This is a genomic window from Streptomyces sp. NPDC002577 (genome assembly GCF_053594815.1).
The window spans coordinates 204,881-228,821 of sequence record NZ_JBSFWK010000002.1 but is presented as its reverse complement, the minus strand read 5'-3'; the positions used below and the strand labels follow the sequence as shown (position 1 = coordinate 228,821).

The 23,941-nt window shown below is 71.3% G+C and carries 16 protein-coding genes; 6 read left to right on the top strand and 10 right to left on the bottom strand.

Annotated features, from left to right (window positions below; genetic code table 11):
- Window positions 1–6: 6 nt before the first annotated feature.
- The 4 genes from ACWD4J_RS04615 to fxsT all read left to right on the top strand — a co-directional run bounded on the left by ACWD4J_RS04615 (window position 7) and on the right by fxsT (window position 7,826).
- Complete coding sequence (locus tag ACWD4J_RS04615) at window positions 7–3,393, top strand: SAV_2336 N-terminal domain-related protein (RefSeq protein WP_451393818.1); 3,387 nt, start codon at window positions 7–9, stop codon at window positions 3,391–3,393.
- On the top strand, window positions 3,390–3,569 hold the full coding sequence (locus ACWD4J_RS04610; RefSeq protein WP_451393817.1) for a hypothetical protein: 180 nt from the start codon (window positions 3,390–3,392) through the stop codon (window positions 3,567–3,569). Before ACWD4J_RS04615 ends, ACWD4J_RS04610 begins: the two co-directional genes overlap by 4 nt.
- A complete protein-coding gene (locus tag ACWD4J_RS04605) occupies window positions 3,566–4,792 on the top strand; it encodes an FxsB family cyclophane-forming radical SAM/SPASM peptide maturase (protein ID WP_451393816.1) in 1,227 nt (408 codons plus the stop codon). The genes ACWD4J_RS04610 and ACWD4J_RS04605 overlap by 4 nt, the downstream gene beginning before the upstream one ends.
- A 67-nt stretch (window positions 4,793–4,859) precedes the next feature.
- Window positions 4,860–7,826 (top strand): FxSxx-COOH system tetratricopeptide repeat protein, encoded by a 2,967-nt coding sequence (gene fxsT / locus ACWD4J_RS04600; protein WP_451393815.1) that lies wholly within the window; start codon window positions 4,860–4,862, stop codon window positions 7,824–7,826.
- A gap of 106 nt (window positions 7,827–7,932) precedes the next feature.
- On the opposite strand, the gene ACWD4J_RS04595 is transcribed toward fxsT, so the two are convergent.
- From ACWD4J_RS04595 to ACWD4J_RS04560, 8 genes are all read right to left on the bottom strand, one after another.
- Entirely contained in the window at window positions 7,933–11,727 is a 3,795-nt protein-coding gene (locus tag ACWD4J_RS04595) for a multifunctional oxoglutarate decarboxylase/oxoglutarate dehydrogenase thiamine pyrophosphate-binding subunit/dihydrolipoyllysine-residue succinyltransferase subunit (protein WP_451393814.1), read from the bottom strand.
- A gap of 226 nt (window positions 11,728–11,953) precedes the next feature.
- On the bottom strand, window positions 11,954–13,120 hold the full coding sequence (locus ACWD4J_RS04590; protein ID WP_451394016.1) for a HAMP domain-containing sensor histidine kinase: 1,167 nt from the start codon (window positions 13,118–13,120) through the stop codon (window positions 11,954–11,956).
- A 2-nt stretch (window positions 13,121–13,122) separates the two neighbouring features.
- Window positions 13,123–13,866 (bottom strand): response regulator transcription factor, encoded by a 744-nt coding sequence (locus ACWD4J_RS04585; protein ID WP_067277655.1) that lies wholly within the window; start codon window positions 13,864–13,866, stop codon window positions 13,123–13,125.
- 115 nt (window positions 13,867–13,981) lie between these two features.
- Complete coding sequence (locus ACWD4J_RS04580) at window positions 13,982–14,674, bottom strand: spermidine synthase (protein WP_451393813.1); 693 nt, start codon at window positions 14,672–14,674, stop codon at window positions 13,982–13,984.
- Between the two features lie 86 nt (window positions 14,675–14,760).
- Window positions 14,761–15,801: a DUF3626 domain-containing protein gene (locus ACWD4J_RS04575; RefSeq protein WP_451393812.1), complete on the bottom strand. Its 1,041-nt coding sequence runs from the start codon at window positions 15,799–15,801 to the stop codon at window positions 14,761–14,763.
- Between the two features lie 74 nt (window positions 15,802–15,875).
- On the bottom strand, window positions 15,876–16,625 hold the full coding sequence (locus tag ACWD4J_RS04570) for an SAM-dependent methyltransferase (protein ID WP_451393811.1): 750 nt from the start codon (window positions 16,623–16,625) through the stop codon (window positions 15,876–15,878).
- 75 nt (window positions 16,626–16,700) lie between these two features.
- Window positions 16,701–17,672, bottom strand: coding sequence for a phosphotransferase family protein (locus ACWD4J_RS04565; RefSeq protein WP_451393810.1), 972 nt, complete (start codon window positions 17,670–17,672; stop codon window positions 16,701–16,703).
- A gap of 95 nt (window positions 17,673–17,767) precedes the next feature.
- Window positions 17,768–18,394 carry a GNAT family N-acetyltransferase gene (locus tag ACWD4J_RS04560; protein WP_451393809.1) on the bottom strand — a complete coding sequence of 209 codons (627 nt, stop codon included), beginning with the start codon at window positions 18,392–18,394 and terminating at the stop codon, window positions 17,768–17,770.
- A gap of 154 nt (window positions 18,395–18,548) precedes the next feature.
- On the opposite strand from ACWD4J_RS04560, the gene lon reads away from it, so the two are divergent.
- Entirely contained in the window at window positions 18,549–20,966 is a 2,418-nt protein-coding gene (gene lon, locus ACWD4J_RS04555) for an endopeptidase La (RefSeq protein WP_451393808.1), read from the top strand.
- Window positions 20,967–21,080: 114 nt separating this feature from the next.
- Here lon and ACWD4J_RS04550 read toward each other — a convergent pair whose 3' ends face one another.
- The gene (locus ACWD4J_RS04550) at window positions 21,081–21,995 is read right to left on the bottom strand and encodes a lysozyme (RefSeq protein ID WP_451393807.1); all 915 of its coding nucleotides are present in this window, start codon (window positions 21,993–21,995) and stop codon (window positions 21,081–21,083) included.
- Window positions 21,996–22,270: 275 nt separating this feature from the next.
- Between ACWD4J_RS04550 and ACWD4J_RS04545 the strand changes: the two genes are divergently transcribed.
- Window positions 22,271–22,798 carry a MarR family winged helix-turn-helix transcriptional regulator gene (locus tag ACWD4J_RS04545; protein ID WP_451393806.1) on the top strand — a complete coding sequence of 176 codons (528 nt, stop codon included), beginning with the start codon at window positions 22,271–22,273 and terminating at the stop codon, window positions 22,796–22,798.
- 138 nt (window positions 22,799–22,936) lie between these two features.
- On the opposite strand, the gene ACWD4J_RS04540 is transcribed toward ACWD4J_RS04545, so the two are convergent.
- Complete coding sequence (locus ACWD4J_RS04540; protein ID WP_451393805.1) at window positions 22,937–23,722, bottom strand: protein phosphatase 2C domain-containing protein; 786 nt, start codon at window positions 23,720–23,722, stop codon at window positions 22,937–22,939.
- Window positions 23,723–23,941 lie beyond the last annotated feature (219 nt).

The following is a 23,941-nucleotide window of genomic DNA, read 5'->3' as shown; positions in this document are numbered from 1 at the left end:
CGTGACGTGAACGCAGCCCCCGGCCTTGCCTCCGACGCCGTGCGTGACACGTTGACGGCGCTGGTGGCGCGCTTACGGGAGGCCGACCTGCCGGTCACCGCCGAAGGGGTCGCGGACGCGCTGTGGCTGGCGCGCTGGGTCTCACCGGCCGCACCGGGGACTGCACCGGCACAGCGCGGCGGCCAGGCCACGCCGCTGCCGCCCGCATCCCCTCACGCGGTCGCGGAGTCCGATGCGGAGGACGCGCCCCTGCCGCCCCGGCCGGATTCCCCGAAGGGCGCCGGCCCGGCGTCCTCCGAGGGACGCGCCGGGCTGTCGGCTCCCGGGGGCACCGGGGCCCCCGGCACGGGCGACGGCGAGAACGCACAGGTGTGGGTACCCACCGCCGCCACACTCCCGGATCCGCACGTGCTGCAACGCGCGTTACGTCCCCTGCAGCGGTTTCGAGCTCCCAGCGCGCCCGTCCGCGGCGTACTCGACGAAGTCGCCACCGCCGACCTGGCCGCGCGGACCGGCCTCAGCCTGCCGGTGCTGCGCCCCTCCCGGCGTCCCCAGGCGCGGATCCGGCTCCTCATGGACGTGTCGTCGTCGATGGTGGTGTGGGACCAGACGCTCGACGAGCTGCGGACCGTCTGCGAGCGCTCGGGCGCCTTCCGCGAAGTACGCACCGACTACCTCCACGAACAGGCGGACGGAACCCCGGGCGTCGCCGGCTCGCTGACCCGCGGATCAGCCCCCCTGCGCCCGCCGGGCCAGTTCGCCGACCCCACGGGCGTCCAGCTCACCGTGGTGCTCAGCGACTGCGCGGGACCCCTGTGGCGCAGCGGGCAGCTGCACCGGACACTGCACCGGTGGGCAGCCACCGCGCCCGTCGCCGTGCTGCAGCCGCTGCCCCTGCGCATGTGGCGCAACACGCATCTGCCCGCAGCGCCCGGGATGCTGCGCCGGCCCGAGGGACCGGCCGGGCGCATGGAGTTCCGGTCCGCCTCGCGGCCGCCCGGCCAGGCCACCCCTGTGCCCGTCCTCGCGCCCAGCGAGGTGGCCCTCAGCACCTGGGCACGGCTCCTGGCCGGCGCGGGCGAACTGTCCCTGCCGGCCGCCGCGGGCTGGGTCACGCCCGACCGGAGACCTGCGCGGATGCCCGTCGCCGCCGGCGAGCCGCCCGGGGCCGCAGAGCTGGTCAGCGCCTTCCGCCGCCATGCGTCACCGTCCGCGGTACGGCTGGCCGAATGCCTGTCCCTGGTGCCGCTGATCCTTCCGGTCATGCAGGTCGTGCAGCGAGCCATGCTGGTCGGCAGCGGCCCCGACGTGCTCGCCGAAGTGCTGCTCAGCGGCCTGCTCAGGCGCAGTACGGAGCCGTCCGAAGAGCCCGCCTACGAATTTGTGCAGGGCGTGCAGGAAGAGCTGTGGCAGCGCCTCGCTCCAGGCGATGTCCACCTCGTCCTGAAGAACTGCTCACAGTACCTCGAGCGGCGCTTCGGGCGGACGGCACGTAACTTCCCCGCGATGGCGGCCGCATACCTCGCCGGAACGGTGGACGCGCCCGGCGCCCCGAGCGACAGCCGCGAGGATCCACGGCTGCGCCGGTTCGCGGTGGTGTCCACCCAGGTGCTGCGGCGGTTCCTCGCGCCGCCCGCCGACGTCGCTCCCACGGGTGCGGTCGTCACCGGCCCCGGTGATCTGGCCGAACAGGGCCGGGCCCGCCTGGAGCGGTTCAGGACCCAGGGGACGTCACGTGATCTCGACGCCGCCGTGCAGCTGCTCACCGCCGCCCTGCGGGCGGAGCGCCGCCGGGACGAGCGGGCAGATCTCGCCGCAGAACTGGCGGAGGCGCTCTGGGAGCGCTGGGAGGCTCGGCGGCTCGGCGAGGACCTCAAGGACGCGCTCGCCACCGCGGAGCAGGCCGTGCCCCATGTGGCCGGGGCGTACTGGACCCTGGGCCGCGCCCTGGAGGCGATGGCGCGTGAGGTCCGGTCCGCGGGGGCTGCCACGGACGCGGTGCCGGACCGGTTCCGTGAAACGGCGGCCCGGCGGATGGAGGGCGGCGGTCAGGACCCGGAGGCGCTGCGATTCCTGCTCCTCGTGTCCGCCGACGAGGCTCTGGCGCAGGTCCCGCAGAACGGCACCGCCGTCCAGCAGCGCGCGGCCGTCGTCCGCGCCGAGGTGCTGCAGCAGCTCGCCGCCGACTACGCCGGCTATGCGGCCGTGCTGCACGACCCCCCGCCGTCCGGACCGGACGAGTGGTACGCCGCCAGGACGGAAGCGGCCATCGAGGTGCTGGACTCCCTGGTCGCGGCCGACCCCACGCCGGCCACCCGTTACCTCAGGGGCCGGCTCGCGTACCGGCTCGCCCAGCGGACGGGCCTCAGCCCCCACGGGGACCGGGCCCGCGTCCGCAGCATCGCCGCCGGTGCCACGCGTGACCTGCTCGAGGCGCTGGACTGGGCCGAAGTCCAGGAGCCCGGACTCCGCGGTGCCGTCGGGCACTTTGATGCCGAGTCGCTCCGGCATCTGGACCTGGGCCCGCAGGCGCTGTGCCTCGGCTGGATCGAGGCGGCCGACGCGGCACTGCTCGCCTACGACGAGGAGAGCGAGGGAACGGGCGAGCAGATCGCCCTCTACGCCCTGGGCAGGGCCCGGCGCATCGCCGAGACGCACGAGCCGTGGGAGGACCGCAACCAGGCCCTTGCCGACTGCCTCGTCCGCACCGGCTCCCTGCGGGTGAAGCTGCTCGACCCCGCGGACCCGGACGACTTGGCGGAGACGGCCGCCGTCCTCGCCGAGGCGATGCGGCTCCTTCCGCGTGACAGCGCCGGCCGCATCACGGTCCTCACCGCCTACGGAAACGTGCTGCTGCTGGGAGAGCCCGGCAGGGACGACGTAGACCGTGCGGTCCGCATCTTCCGTGAGGCCGTCGACGGTACGCCCGGCACCTCGCCGGATCTGCCGCAGTACCGGCTGCATCTGGGCAGCGCACTGCTGCGCAGGTACCGCATGAGCGGCGCACTGACCGATCTGCACGAGGCCGACTGGATACTGGGCGCCGCCGCCCGCGGCACGGCCTCGCGGGCGCTCTCCGCCATGGCCTGGACCCTGTGCGGCGAGGCGGCCGCGGCGCTGGCCGAGGCGACCGGGGCGACCGGTCGGCTCAGTGAGGCGGCCGACCACTATCGACGCGCCGTCGAGGACGCCCTGGCTGCGGAGAGCGTCGAACTGGCGGTCCAGGCCCTGGCCAAACGTGCCGCCGTACTGGAACAGACCGCAGGCCCCGCCCGCGCGCTCGTCGAATACCACGCGGCGCTGCAACTCCTCGAGGAGAACGGCCAGGACGACACGGAGGAGGCGGCCCGGCTCCGGGAGACGGCCCGCCGGCTCGAGGCGGGGGGCGTATGACCGCGTCCACCGCGGGCGACTCCTCACCGCTGCCCGAGCTTCCCTCGCTGGCGCAGCTGACCTCCGGCGGTCCCGGCGCGACGGGGCACCCCGTCCTGGACGCCGTCCTCACCGCGCTGCGGGGGCGGGAGAGCGAGTCCGACACCACGGTCGCCTACTACGACGACGCGCCATGAGCACCGCACACGTGCCGCTCTGGCCGCACCGCGTGCTGGACACCGCCACCCTCAGCCCCGTTCCGCTACGGCAGTTCGTGCTGAAGGTGCACAGCCGGTGCAACCTCGCCTGCACGTACTGCTACATCTACCAGGGTCCGGACGACAGCTGGCGGGAGCGGCCGGTCCGGGTGGACCGGGGCACCATGCACCAGACCGCCGCGCGGATCGCGGAGCACGCCGCCACCCACCGGCTCTCCCGTGTCAGGGTCGATCTGCACGGGGGAGAACCGTTACTGGGCGGGGCGACCACGGTGATCGACTACGCCCGCGCCGTCCGGGCGGCGCTGCCGGCGCACTGCCGCGTCGACATATGCGTACAGACCAACGGAACACTGCTCACCGAGCGCCTCCTGGACCGCTTGGCCGCCGAGGACATCAGGGTCGGCCTCAGCCTGGACGGCGGCACCGAACTCCTCAACAAGCGCCGGATCGACCACGCCGGCCGCCCTTCCTGGCCTGCCGCCGCCCGCGCCGCACGGCTGCTGGCCCGGCGCGGCGCGCAGTTCGCCGGAGTGCTGAGCACCATCGACCCGGCCTCTCGGCCCGCCGAGGTCTACGAGTCCCTTCTCGCCCTCGAACCGCCCTCCGTCGACTTCCTGCTGCCGCACGCACACTGGGGCTCACCGCCGCCGGGACACGCACCCGCCCCGCCGGGACGCCATCGTCAGCCGCACACTCCGTACGGCGACTGGCTGGCCGAGGTCTTCGACCTCTGGTGGTCCGCCGACCACATGCGTACCGGGATCCGGATCTTCCGCGAAATCCTCGCGCTGCTGCTGAGCGTCCCCAGCACCACCGAGTCCGTCGGGCTGTCCCCCATGGCCGCGGTCGTCGTCGAGACGGACGGAGCCATCGAGCAGGTCGACTCGCTCAGATCCGCCTACGCCGGCGCCCCGGACACCGGCCTCGACGTCTTCCGCGACACCTTCGACGAGGTGCTGCGCCATCCCGGCATCGCGGCACGCCAGCTCGGCGAGCGCGGCCTGGCGGCGGAGTGCCGGGCCTGTCCCGTGCTGCGCGTGTGCGGCGGCGGGAACTACGCCCACCGCTACGCGCCCGGCACGGGATTCCTGCACCCCAGCGTCTACTGCACCGACCTCGAGCACCTCATACGGCACATCGCGGGCCGCCTGTGTGACGTGACGGACATTCGTCACTGTTCGCCAACCGGTCCTCACTGACAAGGATCTGACGCACAATCGAATAACTTATGCGAAAAACTGACACTGTCTTAGAGGGAGCCTTGGCATGACCGAAGACTCCGAGCACATCGCGGTGGTCTTCGCCGGGCAGAGCGAGCGCTGGGCCACCTGGGTCGAGGACGAGCTCGTGTCAGCCGGCTTCCCGACCCAGCTGGTCCGTTGGGACCCGCTCCGCCGCCCGCCGGCGGGCACCGCTCTCACCGATCTGCTCTCCACACCCGGCCACCGGGTCCTGCTCGTCCTCGACGACTGGTACGTGCGCTTCGACACCGGTCGCTACCGCGCCTGGGCCGACGTGCTGCAGCGGGTCCTCCAGGACCACCCGGGGCGCATCACCGCGATCAGTGTCACCACCCGGCCGCTGCCCGAGGCCACCCGCGAGCTGCACCCCGCAGAGCTGCGCGGCGTCGGCCGCGACGAGGCCCGGCGTCGTCTGCTGGGCCTGTTCGGCGTCAGAGTCGGTCCGCGCAGGGGCGTCGACCTCGACCGCACCCCGCGCTTCCCGGACGATCTCCCCCCGGTGTGGAACGTGCCGCGCCGCAACCGCCGCTTCACCGGACGCGTGAACACCCTGGAGCGTCTGCGCTCCAAGCTCACCGCAGGTCCCGACGGAACGGCCGTCGTCGCCCTGCACGGTCCAGCCGGCACGGGCAAGACCCAGGTGGCCCTGGAATACGCCCATCGGTACGCGGGCGACTACGACATCGTGTGGTGGGTGACGGCCACGGCCACCAGCACGGCTCGCGAGAACTTCGCAGCCCTCGCTCCGGAACTCGGCACCGGCGACGGCAGCGAACTGCGTGCGCTCATCGCGGCCGTACACCACAGTCTGCGCACCAACCGAAGGCGCTGGCTCATCGTGCTGGACGGGGCCGAGGACCCCGAGCGCCTTGCCGACCTGATCCCCGAAGGCGACGGCCACGTCCTGATCACCACCCATCGCGCCGCGTGGTCGGCGCACGGCGCCGATCTCGTCGAGCTCCCGCGCTTCCACCGGCAGGAGAGCATCGCCTACGCCTGCCGGCGCGCCGAGCGGCTGAGCGAGCGGGAAGCCGACCAGCTGTCCGCGGCGCTCGAGGATCTGCCGCTGCTCATCGACCAGATGGCCGCCTGGCTGGACGCCCATCCGACGACCGTGGTGAGCGACTACGTCGACGAGATCCGGGACGGCGATCCGAACGTCTTCGGCGTGGTGCCCTCGGGTGACGAGCCCCGGCCCTTCCGGGCGGTCTGGGCGATGGCCGTGAACACCCTGCACGACGAGGTTCCCGAGGCCTACGAACTGCTCAAACTCTTCGTCTTCTTCTCCGCGGACGTCGTACCGGTACGACTGCTGCAGTCCGCGCGGGCCGCGGATCTGCCCCCGCACCTGGCACGGCTGACGGCCGAGCCGAGCAGCTGGAACTCCGCGCTGCGCGCACTGTCCGAATCCACCTCCATGTGGCTGGAATACGAGACAGGGCCGGGGCTGGACGTCCTCACCGTCGGAACGCTGCGCATGCACCGGCTCTTCCACCGGTTCGTCCGGGCCTGCCTGCCGGCTGAGGACCGCAAGGCGGCATCCGACATCGCCTGCCGCGTCCTGGTCGCCGCCGATCCGCGCGAGCCGTCGCAGCCCCGCAACTGGGTGCGCTACGCCGAGCTGATCCCGCATCTGGAGCCCTCGGGAGCGCTGGAGTCCGACGACGAGGACGTGCGGCGACTCGTCCTGAACTGCATCGAATACCTGCGCATGCGCGGCGAGTACCGCGACGGCTGGATCGTCAGCCGCACGGCCCTGGAGAACTGGCGCGCGACCTCGGGGGAGACCGACCGCACGGTCCTGGTAGCCGCCCACCAGTACGCCAACATGCTGCGCCGGATGGGCCGTTACGCCGACGCGGAGAGCCTCGGCCGGGACGTGCTGGGCCGCCTCACGGCTGCCCGCGGCGAGGGCATCGAGGTGCTGCGCGCCATGAACGGCCTCGGCGGCACGCTGATGGCCCTCGGCAAGTACGACGAGGCGCGGCAGCTCTACGAGAAGGCCGTGCACGACTCCATCGAACTGCTGGGCGACCGGAACGTGCCGCGGACGCTCGCCCTGCGGACCAATCTCGCCACCGCCGTGGCGCTGCAGGGCCACTACGAGGAGTCGCTCGCCCAGCACCGCTCGGTGATGGAGGCACGGGTGACCCTGTTCGGCGGGAAGAACGCGCTGACGCTGCTGTCCGCCCTGCACACCGCCTGGCTGCTGCGCCTCCTGGGCCGCTACCGGGAGGCCCTGGTCATCCAGGAGCAGAACGTCCGGCTGCACAGCCAGGTGCTCGACCGGGAGCACTCCCAGACCCTGCTCGCCGAGCACAATCTCGCGCTGTGCATGCGCCGTGAGGGGAACCTCGAGTTCGCACGGGCGATGATGCGCAAGGTCCGCGACCGCCTCGCGCGCAGGCACGGGAACCACCACCCCGAGAGCCTGCTGGTCGCCACGGACTACGCGATGCTGTTGCGGGAGGCGGGAGAACTGGAGCCGGCATACGAACTCGCCGAGTCCACCGCCCGGTTGTACGGGCTGCAGTTGGGTGAGGACCACCCGTACGCGATCGGCTCCCGCGACAACTGCGCGGTCATACTGCGCGACCTGGGCGATCACGATGCCGCGCTGCGGCTGTCCGAGGACGTGCTCGGCAGGATGAGCCAGGCTCTCGGCGAGAGCCACACCTGGAGTGTCGGCTGCGCCATGAACACGGCGAGTGCCCGGGCCGCGGCGGGGGACGTCGAGGGCGCGGTGGTGCTGGGCCGCAGCGCCGTCGAGCGAGCCGTCGCCCGCGTCGGCGAGCGCCATGTGCTGACGGTCAACCTCATGGCCGGGCTGGCCCAGGACCTGAGCGCGACGGGAGAGCGGAGCGAGGCGGAGCTCCTTGCGCAGGAGGCGGTGACGCGGCTGACGGAGGCGCTGGGCGACGAGCACCCCCAGATCCGCTACATGAAGGCGGGCCGGCGCCCCTACTGGGACTTCGAACCGCAGCCCATCTGACACGCGTCACAGACGCGGCTCCGTACGACGCCGAAGGGCCCGCCCCCGAGTCCGAGAACTCGGGGGCGGGCCCTTTCGTCTGTCACCTACGGACAGGCTCCGAGGCTCAGGCCTCGAACACCTGACGCACCAGCTGCTCCTGCTCGGCCTGGTGCCGCTTCGCCGAGCCCACCGCCGGGGACGACGAGTGCGGGCGGGAGATGCGGCGCAGACGCTCGCGGGCCGGGACGTCCTCGCCGACCGCCAGGTCCAGGTGGTCGATCAGGTTCAGGGCGATGAACGGCCAGGCACCCTGGTTGGCCGGCTCCTCCTGGGCCCACAGGTACTTCTCGGCGTTCGGGTACTTGGCGATCTCCTGCTGGAGCTCCGCACCCGGCAGCGGGTACAGGCGCTCGAGGCGGATGATCGCGGTGTCCGTGACGCCGCGCTTCTGACGCTCGGCCTCCAGGTCGTAGTAGACCTTGCCGGACGTGAAGACGACCTTGCGGACCGCGGCCGGGTCGACCGAGGCGTCGCCGATGACGGGACGGAAGCCGCCCGTGGTGAACTCCTCCGCCTTCGAGGCCGCCGCCTTGAGGCGCAGCATCGACTTCGGGGTGAAGACGACCAGCGGCTTGTGGTGCGGGTTGTGCACCTGCCACCGCAGGAGGTGGAAGTAGTTCGACGGGAGGGTCGGCATCGCGACCGTCATGTTGTTCTGCGCGCACAGCTGGAGGTAGCGCTCGATGCGGGCCGAGGAGTGGTCCGGGCCCTGGCCCTCGTAGCCGTGCGGCAGCAGCAGCGTGACGCCGGAGGTCTGGCCCCACTTCTGCTCGGCGGCCGAGATGTACTCGTCGATGACCGACTGGGCGCCGTTGGCGAAGTCGCCGAACTGCGCCTCCCACATCACGAGGGCGTCCGGGCGGGTCAGCGAGTAGCCGTACTCGAAGCCCATCGCCGCGTACTCGCTGAGCAGCGAGTCGTAGATGTTGTAGCGGGCCTGGTCCTCGGACAGGTACAGCAGCGGGGTGTAGTCCTCGCCGGTCTCGCGGTCCACGAGGACCGCGTGGCGCTGGCCGAAGGTGCCGCGGCGGGAGTCCTGGCCGGCCAGGCGGACCGGGGTGCCCTCCATCAGCAGCGAGCCGATGGCCAGGGTCTCGCCCATCGCCCAGTCGATCGTGCCGTCCTCGACCATGGCCGCGCGGCGCTGCAGCTGCGGCAGCAGACGCGGGTGGACGGTGATCCGCTCGGGGATGTTGACCTGGGAGGCGGCGATCCGCTTCACGATCTCCTGGGAGACCGCGGTGGAGACGGCCACCGGGAACTCGGCCTGCGGCTCCGGCGACGCGCTCTCGGCGGGCTGCGAGGTGGCCTCGCGGACCTCCGTGAAGACCTTCTCCAGCTGGCCCTGGTAGTCCTGCAGGGCCTGTTCGGCCTCTTCCAGCGTGATGTCGCCGCGACCGATCAGGGACTCGGTGTACAGCTTGCGCACCGAGCGCTTCTTGTCGATCAGGTCGTACATCAGCGGCTGCGTGAAGGACGGGTTGTCGGCCTCGTTGTGACCGCGGCGGCGGTAGCAGATGAGGTCGATGACGACGTCCTTGTTGAACGCCTGGCGGAACTCGAAGGCGAGGCGGGCCACGCGGACCACGGCCTCCGGGTCGTCGCCGTTGACGTGGAAGATCGGCGCCTCGATCATGCGGGCCACGTCGGTGGAGTACATCGACGAGCGCGAGGACTCCGGCGGGGCCGTGAAGCCGACCTGGTTGTTGATGACGATGTGGACCGTGCCGCCCGTGCGGTAGCCGCGCAGCTGCGACATGTTCAGGGTCTCGGCCACGACGCCCTGGCCCGCGAAGGCCGCGTCACCGTGCAGGGCGAGCGGCAGGACCGTGAAGTCCGTGCCGCCCTTGCCGATGATGTCCTGCTTGGCGCGGGCGATGCCCTCGATGACCGGGTCGACGGTCTCCAGGTGGGACGGGTTGGCGGCCAGCGAGACCTTGATCTGCTCGCCGTCCAGGCCGGTGAAGGTGCCGGAGGCGCCCAGGTGGTACTTCACGTCGCCGGAGCCGTGCATCGACTTCGGGTCGAGGTTGCCCTCGAACTCGCGGAAGATCTGCGCGTACGACTTGCCGACGATGTTCGCCAGAACGTTCAGGCGGCCGCGGTGGGCCATGCCGATGACGACCTCGTCCAGGCGGGACTCCGCCGCGCTGTCGATCACGGCGTCGAGCAGCGGGATGACCGACTCGCCGCCCTCGAGCGAGAAGCGCTTCTGGCCGACGTACTTCGTCTGCAGGAAGGTCTCGAACGCCTCAGCGGCGTTCAGGCGGCGCAGGATGCGCAGCTGCTCCTCGCGCTCCGGCTTGCTGTGCGGGCGCTCCACACGGTCCTGGATCCACTTGCGCTGCTTGGGGTCCTGGATGTGCATGTACTCGATGCCGGTGGTGCGGCAGTACGAGTCGCGCAGGACGCCGAGGACGTCGCGCAGCGTCATCATCGACTTGCCGGCGAAGCCGCCGACGGCGAACTCGCGCTCCAGGTCCCACAGGGTGAGCCCGTGCTCGGTGATGTCCAGGTCGGGGTGCTTGCGCTGGCGGTACTCCAGCGGGTCGGTGTCGGCCATGAGGTGGCCGCGGACCCGGTAGGAGTGGATCAGCTCGAAGACGCGGGCGGCCTTGGTGACGTCGTCGTCGTGCGAGGCGTCGATGTCCTTGAGCCAGCGGACCGGCTCGTACGGGATGCGCAGCGCCTCGAAGATCTCGTCGTAGAAGCCGTTCTCGCCGAGGAGGAGGTTCGCGACGACCCGCAGGAACTCGCCGGACGCCGCACCCTGGATCACACGGTGGTCGTACGTCGAGGTCAGCGTCATGACCTTGGAGATGCCCAGCTTGTTCAGGGTGTCCTGGGAGGTGCCCTGGAACTCGGCCGGGTAGTCCATGGAGCCGACGCCCATGATCACCGACTGGCCCGGCATCAGACGCGGCACGGAGTGCACGGTGCCGAGGCCGCCCGGGTTGGTCAGGGAGACCGTGACGCCGGTGAAGTCGTCCATCGTCAGCTTGCCGTCACGGGCGCGGCGGACGATGTCCTCGTAGGCCTGCCAGAACTCGAAGAAGTTCAGCGTCTCGGCCTTCTTGATGGCCGCGACGACCAGCTGGCGGTCGCCGTTGGGCTTCACCAGGTCGATGGCCAGGCCGAGGTTGACGTGCGGCGGCTTGACCAGGGTCGGCTTGCCGTCCTTCTCGCCGAACGAGTGGTTCATCGACGGCATGGCCTTGATGGCCTGCACCATCGCGTACCCGATGAGGTGCGTGAAGGAGATCTTCCCGCCCCGGGCGCGCTTGAGGTGGTTGTTGATGACGATGCGGTTGTCGAAGAGCAGCTTCACGGGGACCGCGCGGACGGACGTGGCCGTCGGCAGCTCCAGTGACGCGTTCATGTTCTTCGCGACGGCGGCGGAGGGGCCGCGCAGCGTCACGAACTCGGGGCCCTCGGGTGCCTCGGCGGGCGCGGCCTGCGCGGCGGGCTTCGCCGCGGCCGGCTTGGCGGCGGGAGCGGCTGCCGCGGGCTTCGCGGCGGGGGCCGGAGCCGGGGCTGCGGCGGGCTTCGGGGCCGCGGGCGCGGCCGGCGCGGCGGCGCTCGGGGCCGCGGGCGCCGGGGCGGCGGGAGCGGCAGGCGCGGCGGGGGCCCCCGCGACAGTAGCACCGTCCGGCTTCGCCGTGGTGGCGGCGCCGCCGCCCGGCTTGTAGTCGGCGAAGAAGTCCCACCAGGCTCGGTCTACCGAGTTCGGGTCCTGGAGGTACTGCTGATAGATCTCGTCGACGAGCCACTCGTTGGCACCGAACGCGGCAGCTGGGTTCTTCCCGGCTTGGTCGGTCTCGGTGGAGATGCTCGAGTTACTGGGGGACTGTGGCGACACGGCGGCAACCGCCCTCTTCCGCTTCACAAGGTGATGGACAGCGGGAATAAAGGCTACGCCTCCATCGCCGAGAGATGCAGGCCGGGCCGGTGATCCGTCGTGTAAGTCACATCGAAAACCGTGTTTCGGCGCTTGAATTGGCGGGAAACAAGCGTGGTTTCGCTGTGTGCGGATACGCCGATGCGGCGCCGCGACCCCTTGGGACCCCGCCTACTCGAACTTTACGTCAACTTTGCGGATGCGGGACGCCCGGAAGTGTGACCTGGATCCGGCAGCCGCGAGGCGATTCGGCCACGCCGATCGAGCCGCCGTGCAGGTCCACGGCCCAGCGGGCGATCGCCAGGCCGAGGCCCGTGCCACCGTCGCTGCCCGGCCCCTTCGAGGCCGCGTGGGAGTACCTCCCGCGGTTGAACCGCTCGAAGACCCGGTGCCACTCCGACCGCGGAATTCCGGGGCCCTCGTCGAGGACCTCCAGGTCAAGCGACTCGGGTGTCGGGCCGCGCCGTGCCTTCAGCGTCACCCGGCCGTGCGGCGGGCTGTGCTTGACGGCGTTGTCGACCAGGTTGGCCACGACCTGGTGGATCCGCTCGGGATCCGCGTGCGCCGTCAGCTCGGGCGGCGACACGTCCAGGTGCAGATGGACGTCCGTACGCGTGTGGCTGCCGGACCCCGAGGCGATGCCCGCGCGCTGCGAGGCGATCATGTTCGCCTCCTTCAGCACGCCCGACAGATACGGCCACACCTCGAAGCGCCGGGCCTTCAGCGGTACGACGCCGTTGTCCAGGCGGGACAGGTCGAGGAGGGTCTCGACCAGGCGGCCCAGGCGCTCGGTCTGCTTCAGGGCCGTACGCATCGTCTCCGGGTCGGCCGCCGAGACGCCGTCGACGACGTTCTCCAGGACCGCGCGCAGGGCCGCGATGGGGGTGCGCAGCTCGTGCGAGACGTTCGCGACGAGCTCCTTGCGCTGCTGGTCCTGGGCCTCCAGATCGTCGGCCATGCGGTTGATCGTCGAGGCCAGGTCGCCGAGCTCGTCGCGCCGGTCGGCACCGCGCACCCGGCGCGTGTAGTCGCCGTGCGAGATGGAGCGGGCCACGATGTTCATCTCGTCGAGCGGAGCCGTGAGGGAGTGCGCCACGAACTGGGTGATCAGCAGGGTCGCTATCACCGAGAAGACCGTGATGAAGCGGAACTCCGTCTTCGTGCGCACCGCGACCATCAGCAGGCCGGTCGTTATGAACACCGATACGACGACCAGGGTGCCGAGCTTCGTCTTGATCGAGAACGGCCGCAGTGAGCCCCAGGGGGCCCCGCCACGGCGTCGCGGGCGGGCGGGCTGCCGGCGCGGAGAACCCGCGTCCCCGCGCCTGCCTCTGTCCACAGGCCCTGCCCGCATGCTCATGGCGTGGGCGTCTCCAGTGCGTACCCGACGCCGTGCACCGTGCGGATCCGCTCGGCGCCGATCTTGCGGCGCAGCGCCTTGATGTGGCTGTCGACGGTCCGGGTGCCGGAGGCGTCCGCCCAGTCCCAGACCTCGGCCAGCAGCTGCTCGCGGGAGAGCACGGCGCGCGGTGTGTTCGCGAGGCACACCAGGAGGTCGAACTCGGTGGGCGTCAGATGGACGTCCTCGCTGCGTACCCGCACCCGGCGCTGGGCGTGGTCGATCTCCAGCTCGCCGAGGCGCAGTATGCCGCTGCGCGGGGTCGTCGCCGCGAGCGCGGCACGCTCCACGCGGCGCAGCAGGACGTGCACCCGGGCGGCCAGCTCGCGCATCGAGAACGGCTTGGTCATGTAGTCGTCCGCGCCGACGCCGAGCCCGACGAGCATGTCGGTCTCGTCGTCACGCGCGGTCAGCATCAGTACCGGCACGGGCCGCTGCGCCTGCACCCGGCGGCACACCTCGAGCCCGTCGAAGCCGGGCAGCATGACATCGAGGATCAGCAGATCGGGTTGCCATGCCTCGGCCGTGTCGACGGCGGCCGGTCCGTCGCCCGCTGTTTGCACGAGGAATCCCTCGGCTCGCAGCCGCGCGGAGATGGCGTCGACGATCGTCGGGTCGTCCTCGACCACCAGCACCCGGCGCTGGGCGCCCGGAGTGGCCGCCGCGGTGCCGTTGTGGGAGGTGTGTGTCGTCTGCTCCATCGCCCCGCCCCTGACTGTGCTTTCCGGAATCCGTGGGGTGATCCCATTAACTGCGCTTGACGCTTGAATGATCTGCGCGCCGAGCAGCAGCGTACGGGCAGCGACCGCGCCACGGCTATTCAGGCCTGGTTGCAAGATGGACTACGTCCGGAACGCCCCGGGCAACTGCCATCTCTTCGGTACGGACCCCTTGGAATCCGGCATTCTGCAAGGTTTGTTCAAAACGAGGCGATGGCTGGGCGGACCAGACGGCGAGGACACCGCCCGGGGTGAGCCGCTCGCGGCATGCCGCGAGCCCGGCAGGTGAATAGAGGCCCTCGTTGTCCTCGGTCACCGTCCAGCCGGGGCCGTTGTCGATGTCCAGGCACAGTGCGTCGAATGTCTCTTCCGGACCGTGTACGTATGCGACGAGGTCGGCGGCCACGACCTCCGTACGCGGATCGGCGAGCGCACCGGCGGAGAACTCCGACAGCGGGCCCGTGCGGTGCCAGTCGATGACCGCGTCCTCACGCTCGACGACCACGATGCGCCGCCAGCGCGGGTTCCGGGCCGCATGCGCGAGCGAGAAGCCGACCCCCAGCCCGCCGATGAGGACGCTGGGCGAGCTGCGGCCGTCCAGCGCGTCCAGGGCAGCGTCCACCAGGCGCCGCTCGGAGCGGCCGTCCGATGTGTCCATGAGGAAACAGCCGTTGGCGATGATCTGCAGCAGATCGCCGTGGCGGCGGAGGGCCACTTCACCGTGAGGGCCGTCCCGTCGGTCCAGGACGACGGGGCCTTCCGGGACTGGGGTGTTGTACGGGATGGACATGGTTCCCATCCTGGTCCGCCCGTCCCCGCAGGGCCACTTGTTTGCGCCTCCGGAGACCTTCGTGCCGTCACGGCGGAGCCGGTTGGTCAGGAAGCGGACGAGCGGGCCACCGGCGCGGCGGGCGGAGCCGGCTCACCGAACCACACCAGGCAGTGCCACAACTGCTTGACGTACTGCAGCACTTCGTCCTGTGTGCCCCATTCCGCCCACTCCTGCGGCTCGGTGACGACGGAGGCGGCGGCGCGTCCCAGGACCTGCGCGTCCAGCAGCCCGTCCGCACCGGCGAACTCCGCGCAGACGCGGACCGCGAGCGGCCGCATGACCGGTCCGCGGAACTCGTCGTCCAGCTCCTCCGCCCGCAGGCGGAACCCCTCGTGCCACTCGACCGCGAGCCCGTGACGCGCGGCGGTGTACAGCAGCAGCGCCCCGGTCGGCGAACCCCGGAAGGACGGGTCCAGGACCAGGGCTTCCGCATCGAGGCGCAGATCGACGGGACCGTGGACCTGCACCTCGATGTACTCGTCCAGCGCCCGCCCGTTCCGTACGGGGCCGACGGACTCCGGCAGTTCGCGCAGGACCGCCACCGGATCGGCGCCCGTGACACCGAGGATCCGGCCGGTGCCCCGTGCCGTCTCGCACAGCCCGGCGAGTACCGCTGCGAAGGCGTCGACGGTGCCGATGTCGTCCGGGCCGACATGGCTGTCGCCGAAGCAGTAGGTGGCCCGGTCGTGCACAGCGGGCCGCAGCCGCACATGGCAGGAGCCGTAGCGCGGGCACGCACCGTCGCGATGCTTCATCACATTGAGCCCGCCGTACCTCGGCCGCTCGCCCGCGCTGACACCCGGCGCGTGGTACGCCCCGCCGAACAGCCGCTCCTCCCAGCCGTCCCGGTCCCCGCCGGGATACGCGGTGCGGCTGCCGTTGGACAGACCCGTCTCGTACTGGCTGCGGTACCGCCCGTCCGAACAGAGGGACTCGGCCACCGTGCGGCCGTCCGCGAGCAGCCGGTCCGGGTGGAAATTGAGCGTCACGCGCGCGTGCTCGCGTACGAGGGAGGCGAGCTGCTCGACGTGGGCCGCGATGGAGGCGGTCATGTCCCTGCCGATGGCGGCAGCGATTCGGGCCACCGCGTCCGCGTGGCGGGCGCGACCCGCGGTCCGTACGTGGTGGACGGCCGCTGACTGAGCCGCCGTCAGGGCCCTCACGTGCCGTCGGCCCGGCGCAGTACGAGCGTCACGAAGCCCAGAGTGCCGCGGTAGCCGCGCAACCATTCCTCGCGGTGGGCGGTTGCGGTCTGCAGGGCTTCGGCGTGGCCGGGGTCGTCGGGGTGGTCCAGGCCCCAGCGGGTGAGGGTGCCGGTCCAGGACCACTCGTAGTCGTCCCACTCCTCGGCGGTACTGACGTGCCCGTACACCGGGAGCCAGCCGTCGGCCGTGATCCGGTCGACGGTCGTCGCGAGGTCGGTGAACTCGTCGGGCGCGAAGCCCGCGTCGAGCGTCGCCCGGTCCGGCTCACGCTCCCAGAAGCCGTCCCCGACGAGGACGCTTCCGCCCGGGGCGAGGTGCCTGCGGGCGGCCCGGAGGGTGGGCGGCAGTCCGCCGAAGGCGTGGGCGGCGCCGACACTGAGCACCAGGTCGTAGGGGTCGGTGGCGGTGAACTCCGTCGCGTCCCGGTGGTGGAAGGTGAGCCGGTCGCCGAAGCCGTCCCGCTCGGCCGCCGCCCGGGCGCGGTCGAGGGCCGCGGGCGCGAGGTCGACCCCGTCGGCCCGCAGCCCCGGCCGCCCGGACAGGGCCCGCAGCAGCCACTCGCCGGAGCCGCATCCGAGGTCGAGCAGACGTCCGCCCGCGCGCGGGAGCGCCCGTTCCAGTAGCCGTGCGACGGAGGCGTCGCTCAGGGGCGCCGCTATCGGGTGGTCTCCGTGGGCGAGAGCGCTGATCGTCTGGCGGTCCATGCGGGCATCGTGGCGGTGACGAGCCCCGGCTGTCATGGGAATTACCGCCCGGGGCTTCCGGTCCCGGCAAGGCACTCAGGTCAGATCGGCCCAGGGACGGGGCGGAGCCGAGGCGAAGAAGTGAAGGAGGCCCAGCAGCCGACTGGCCGGTGGGGCGGTCCAGTGGCGTGCGCCGGGTTTCGGTACGGGATCCCACAGGCGGCCGAGGGCCCAGGCGAGGTGGTACCAGAGCACGCGTGCCTCCCAGGACCGCGCATCCGCCGACGCTCCCTCGCCGGCCTCCTGGCGGTATCCGGCGAGCATCGCCGGGACGCCGGTCAAGGGAGTCTTGGCGAACTCGGTCGCCGGATCCGCCCACTGGGCATCACCCCAGTCCACGATGGAGGTGAGGTCTCCCGCCGCCGACGAGGCGAGCAGATTCTGCGGGGAGATGTCCCCGTGCACCAGGACCCGGGCGGGGGCAGGGGGAAGATGAGCGGAGAGCCGGTCGAACCAGTCGGTGAGCCAGCGAGACGTCCGGACGTCGATCCAGCCTTCGCCGAGGAGGCGGGCCACGAGTGTCCGCGGGTCGCCGGTGTCGTCGTCCGCAGGAACGGCAGAGAGATCCGGTGTCGTGGTGCGGGACAGCCGGTGGAGCTTGGCCAGCTCCCGGCCCACCTGGCGAAAGACGCGCTCCGTCTGGGCTGTGGGCAGTTCGAGTTCCGCGAGGTCCACTCCGGGCGCCCGAGCGAGCACCATGTACGGCACGTCCACCACGGAGAACGTGTCATCGAACGTGACGACATCGGGAGTGCGCACCCCGGCGCGTCGCGCGGCGGGGATGACCGCGGCCTCCTTGACCAGGTCGGGGAGAAACCGCACCGTCCGCGGAATCCGCAGCACCAAGTCGTCCCCGAGGAAGAAGACGCGGTTGGCAGCCCCCGAGAGGACGGGCCGGACCTGTTCAGCGGTGGTCCCGTGCCGGGCGGCGATGACGGCCAGCACCTCGGGACTCGCCTCGTAACGTTCCTCGCAGCGCTCCCCGCAGCCCTCCTCGTAGCCCTCCACGATCGAGCATCGTGGCATTGGCCCGCCCCGTGCGTCCTGCCCTTTTCGGCAGGCGGGCGCGGGGCGTGGCTCGGCGAAGGCGGCCGCTGCCGACCTCAGCCGGCGGGGCTGAAGTAGACCCCGGTCAGCGGCGCATGCACCCGCCACCCCAGCGACTCGTACAGCGCCCGCCCCGCCACCGTCGCGCTCAGCACCCCCGTCGTGGCGCCCTGCTCCACCGCGATGGTCGTGAGCGTGCGCATCACCAGGCTGCCGAGCCCCCGGCGGCGGTGGGCCGGGTCGGTCTCGATCCGGTCGGCGACCGCCGTCGGGCCGGTCGGGGCGATCTGGCCGCGGGCCGCGAATCCGCCGTCGTCGGTCACGACGAGGACCCGGGTGACGCCGTCGCGGGTCCAGGTCCGCAGCCCGTAGCCGTCCGGGGCCGGTGCGGCGGCCCGGTGCAGCGGGGCCGTCATGAGGAAGGCCGGGTCGTCGAGCGTCCAGCCCGGGGCGAGCCAGGGCGCGACCGTCTCCGGTGCCTCGAACAGCTTCAGCCATACGCCGGGGGCGCCCACGTCCTCGGTGAGCTTGCGGACGGTGGGCTCGTCGGCTGCCGGCAGGACGTGCCGCGTGACCTGATGGCGCAGCCCGACGTCGACGGTGTAGCCCCAGGGCCGCTCCACCGGCTCAGACGCTCCCCGCGAGACGACCCAACCGTCGACCCAGGCCCGGACCATGTCCATCGCTCCTCCTCCACGAAGTGCTCCCGGCCCATTCCGCACCCGGCTGACCTGGGCCGCCTGCTTGATCGCTCAGAGCGAACAACGCCCCGGGAACATCCAGCGACTCATGTGCATTGAGCGTGCATAACTCAACTTGACTGCCGAAGGGGAGATCATGGGATCGACGTCCACACCGCTCACCCTGCCCGTGTTGCCGCTCGACGACGAGGTCGTGCTGCCCGGGATGGTGGTTCCGCTGGACCTCACCGATGCCGACGTACGAGCCGCGGTGGAGGCCGCTCAGGCCGCCGCGCGGTCCACTGGCGACAGCAAGCCGAAGGTGCTCCTTGTTCCACGCATCGACGGGACGTACGCCGCGACCGGTGTGCTCGGCACCGTGGAGCAGGTCGGGCGGCTCTCCGGCGGTGATCCGGGCGCGCTGATCCGCGGCCGAGAGCGCGTGCAGATCGGCGCCGGGACGACCGGGCCGGGTGCGGCGCTGTGGGTCGAGGGCCTGCAGGTCGACGAGACCGTGCCGGAGCCGCTGCCGGGCGCGGTCGCCGAGCTGGTGAAGGAGTACAAGGCACTCGCCACGAGCTGGCTGAAGAAGCGCGGCGCCTGGCAGGTCGTGGACCGCGTGGCCCAGATCGACGACGTGTCGGCACTCGCGGACAACTCCGGCTACTCACCGTTCCTGACGACCACCCAGAAGGTGGAGCTCCTGGAGACCACCGACCCGGTCGCGCGTCTGAAGCTCGCCACAGAGCAGCTGCGCGAACACCTCGCCGAGCAGGACGTGGCCGAGTCCATCGCCAAGGACGTCCAGGAGGGCGTGGACAAGCAGCAGCGCGAGTTCCTGCTGCGGCGCCAGCTCGAAGCCGTGCGCAAGGAGTTGCGCGAGCTAAACGGCGAGGATGGGGACGACGAGCCCGACGACTACCGCGCGCGTGTGGAGGCCGCCGACCTGCCCGAGAAGGTCCGCGAGGCCGCGCTCAAGGAGGTCGACAAGCTCGAGCGGTCGAGCGACCAGTCGCCCGAGGGCTCCTGGATCCGCACCTGGCTCGACACCGTCCTCGAGCTCCCCTGGCACGAGCGGACCGAAGACCAGTACGACATCCAGGGCGCCAAGGCCGTGCTCGACGCCGAACACGCGGGCCTCGAAGACGTGAAGGAGCGGATCACCGAATACCTGGCGGTGCGAAAGCGGCGCGCCGACCGGGGCCTGGGCGTGGTCGGCGGGCGGCGCGGGGGTGCCGTTCTCGCGCTCGTCGGCCCGCCCGGTGTCGGCAAGACCAGCCTCGGCGAGTCGGTCGCGCACGCCATGGGGCGGAAGTTCGTGCGCGTCGCGCTCGGCGGCGTACGCGACGAGGCGGAGATCCGCGGCCACCGGCGTACGTACGTGGGCGCCCTGCCCGGCCGTATCGTCCGCGCCATCAAGGAGGCCGGGTCCATGAACCCCGTCGTCCTCCTCGACGAGATCGACAAGGTCGGCTCCGACTTCCGCGGCGACCCCGCGGCCGCACTGCTCGAGGTCCTCGACCCCGCGCAGAACCACACCTTCCGGGACCACTACCTGGAGGTGGAGCTCGACCTGAGCGACGTCGTCTTCCTCGCCACCGCCAACGTTCTGGAAGCCATCCCGGAGGCGCTGCTCGACCGTATGGAGCTCGTCCGGCTCGACGGCTACACCGAGGACGAGAAGGTCGTCATCGCCCGCGACCACCTGCTGCCGCGTCAGCTGGAGCGGGCCGGGCTCGACAAGGACGAGGTCACGATCGACGAGGGCGCGCTGCGCAAGCTCGCCGGCGAGTACACGCGCGAGGCAGGCGTACGCACCCTCGAGCGCTCCATCGCGCGCCTGCTGCGCAAGGTCGCGTCCCAGCACGAACTGGGCGAGCGCGCGCTGCCGTTCACGGTCACGGACGGCGACCTCCGCGGGCTCATCGGGCGGCCGCACCACGTGCCCGAGTCCGCGCAGGACCCCGCCGAGCGGCGCACGTCGGTCCCCGGCGTGGCCACCGGGCTCGCCGTCACCGGCGCGGGCGGCGACGTGCTGTACGTCGAGGCGTCGCTCGCCGACCCGGAGACCGGCGCGGCCGGACTGACCCTCACCGGCCAGCTCGGGGACGTCATGAAGGAGTCCGCACAGATCGCTCTCTCCTTCCTCCGCTCGCACGGCGCCGAACTGGAGCTGCCGGTCGGCGACCTGAAGGAGCGGGGCGTGCACATCCACTTCCCGGCGGGCGCGGTGCCGAAGGACGGCCCGAGCGCGGGCGTCACCATGACGACGGCCCTCGCGTCGCTGCTGAGCGGCCGCCAGGTCCGTACGGATGTGGCGATGACCGGTGAGGTCTCGCTGACCGGGCGGGTCCTGCCCATCGGCGGCGTCAAGCAGAAGCTGCTGGCCGCCCACCGGGCCGGGATCACGACGGTGGTCATCCCGAAGCGGAACGAACCCGACCTGGACGACGTCCCGGCCGAGGTCCTGGACAAGCTCGACGTCCACGCGGTCACGGACGTCCGCCAGGTGCTGGAGCTGGCGCTGTCACCGGCGACGAACGGCGCGCCGGCGCAGGTGCCGCTCGCCGCGTGACCAGGCAGCCCGCCAAGGCCGGGCGACGAAGGTTTCGGTCGCGGAGTGACGGACGCGACCGGAAGGCAAAGGCCCGGGACCCCTGTGGGTCCCGGGCCCGCGCGTACGTGCTGATCAGCCGTTGGCCAGTGCCTGCACCCGGTCCAGGGCCCCGTTGAACTTGTCGTGGTCGCCGACCGTGGGGCCGGTCGACGTGTACTGCCACATGGTGTAGTAGCTCCACCCGGCGGGGAGTTCACCGACCGTCGTGTTGTAGCGAGCGATCCACAGCGGGTTGGTCGACGCGAAACCGCTGTAGTTGCCCGTGCACAGCGTCCACCAGCTCGTCGAGGTGTAGATCACCGCGTCCCGCCCCGTACGCGCCTTGTACTGGTCCAGGAAGCTCTTGATCCAGCTGACCATGCCGCTCTGCGTCTTGCCGTAGCAGTCCGCTCCGTACGGGTTCCACTCGATGTCCAGCACGCCCGGCAGCGTCTTGCCGTCCTTGGACCAGCCGCCGCCGTTGTCCACGAAGTAGTTGGCCTGGGTGGCCCCGGTCGTCGTGTCGGGGGTCGCGAAGTGGTACGACCCGCGGATCATCCCGATGTTGTACGAACCGTTGTACTGCTGTGTGAAGTAGGCGTTCTTGTAGTACGTGCCCTCGGTGGCCTTGACGTAGGCCCACTTCACGCCGCTGCTCCACAGCGTCGACCAGGCGACGTTGCCCTGGTAGCTGCTGACGTCCACGCCCTCCGTCTGCGTGGCGTTGCCGTCCGCGGGCAGCCCGCCCTGGCCGTCGTGCTCGACGACGCCCATGCCCATGTAGGCCGAGCCGCGGGCCGGTACGTCCGCGGTGCCGGCCGCCTGCGCCGCGAACGGCAGCGCGAGCAGGAGCGAGAGTGCCGCGAGGAGAATCCCGGCCGCGGAGCGGCCCGAGCGGCGTGCGAGGCGCGGGCCGCGGGCAGAGGGGGATGCCGATGGGGATGTCGAGGGGGATGTCGCCCACGTCCGGCGGGGTGCGGGGGAGGGCGTGGATCTGTGCACGGGCATACGTGCCTCCGAAGGCCTCGGTGAGCTCGGTGGAGCCCAAAGGTGGGGGAAGGTGCCGCTGTGCCGGTTCGCCGCCATGTCGGTGGGGCTTCTTCGCCGCCCTCAATGGCGTGCACATGCCAGAGAAGTGGTGCTCGGCGGAGACTCTACGCACGTAGATCCCGGCGTGGGAAGAGGGCCCGGCGGCCGCCGTTGGTCTACTCCTGCGAAATACTGGTCGAGCTGCGGCAACGGCTGCGCATCGAGGGAAACTTTCAGAGTCGGGAAACCGGGGCATGGGTGCTGACGTGCACGAGGACGGGAACGAAGCCGGCAGAGAAGCCGGAACCGGGGCGGAGCGCGGGAGCGCGTCCGAAGCGCCGGAACACGGTGCGGACCGTGAATTCCTTTCGCTGGAACGCGAACTGACCGTCTTTCTGCGCCGCGCACGGGCCACCTCAGGCGAGATGGCCCGCGAGGTCCACCCCGACCTCGAACCCGCGGCGTACGGACTCCTCGTACGACTGGATGAGCGCGGGCAGCAGCGGGCCACCGAACTCGCCGCGTACATCGGCGTCGGCAAGGCGACGATGAGCCGGCAGCTGCGCGCGCTCGAGGAACTCGGGCTGGTCGCACGCGAGCCCGACCCCGCCGACGGGCGCGCCTGGCTCGTGCACCTCACCGACGAGGGGCGCGACCGCTTCCGCACCGTGCGGGACGCCCGCCGTGCCCGCTATGTCCGCCAGCTCGCCGACTGGGACCGCATGGAGGTGGCGGAACTGGCCCGCCTCCTCCATCAGCTGAACGCGGGAGCCGAGGGCTAGGAGTGTCCTGAAGATCTTGGAATCGCGCCCGGCTTGCATCGGTTCATGACGATTGACATTTACTGGCAATCCGGGGCGAGCCGGGTGGTCGGAGCAAGATCTTCATCGGTCTCCTAGGCCCGGCACGTTGCCGGCGTCTCACGGTTCGGCGTACACCACCGCCGCGTCGTCGTGTCTCTTGCTGCGGCCCAGGAACCGCCGCTCGGTGTCCGCGCTCTCCAGGGCCCGGACACGGTCGATGAGCGCCTGGGGGCCCTCCTTGCGGAGGAAGGTGAGGCAGTCGTGCCAGTCGCCCTCCCCGAACTTCTCCACCCAGCGTGTGGCCCCGTCCGTGAGCGCGGCCACCGCTCGTACGCCCAACCGCGGCACCGATCCGGTGACCGCACGCGCGGATACGGAGGGATCGGCCGCCGCGGTGAAGAAGCCGCCCTCCTTGTTGCGCACCGTCGCGTCGGCGACCGCGTCCGAGGCGAGCGAGGAGCGCGGCAGGCGCGACAGGCGGTCGTCCAGGACGGCGCGGACCGTGCCGTCCTGGCCCTCGATGAGCAGGGCGGAGTCGGACAGCACCAGATACTCGAACCGCTCGTCGTCCCAGCGCGCCAGCACGGCGGTCGCCTGCGGTGTCCGCGGGTGAGAAAGGTCACAGGTTTCGCGGTGAGCTTCGGCGGTGCGCCGGATTGCCTCCGAAAGGATCTCCTGCAGTGTCAAATCTCTTCGCGAAACGGACAGTTCGCCCAGCGCTCCGCCCAGTCGCGCCGTGAACCACGGAACGGAATGCCGACAGCCCGTCTCGTCCGGCGGTGGCGTCACTCCGTCGAGCAGGACGAGCGAACCACCCTGTCCTGAGGCCGGAACCGCCACCGATGCATAGTCCTCATTGGGCCGGGCAGGGGTACCCGGGGCTGTTGCGAGCTCGATACGCATTCAGTCAGTCTGCACGAGGTCTTCACGCGATCCGCAACTCTTGGTGAACGCTCGGATCATATGGCGAACCAGCAGGTCAGACGCCGGATTTCGGTCGGAATGATCCACCCCGCCTGGCTGCGGCGGGGCATCTTGCCAAAGGTCAGTGGAGACGTCCACCCATGGCCGTGTGCACGGGCTGTGAGCGTGGCTCCGGGAACTTGCCCACCAACTCCCCGT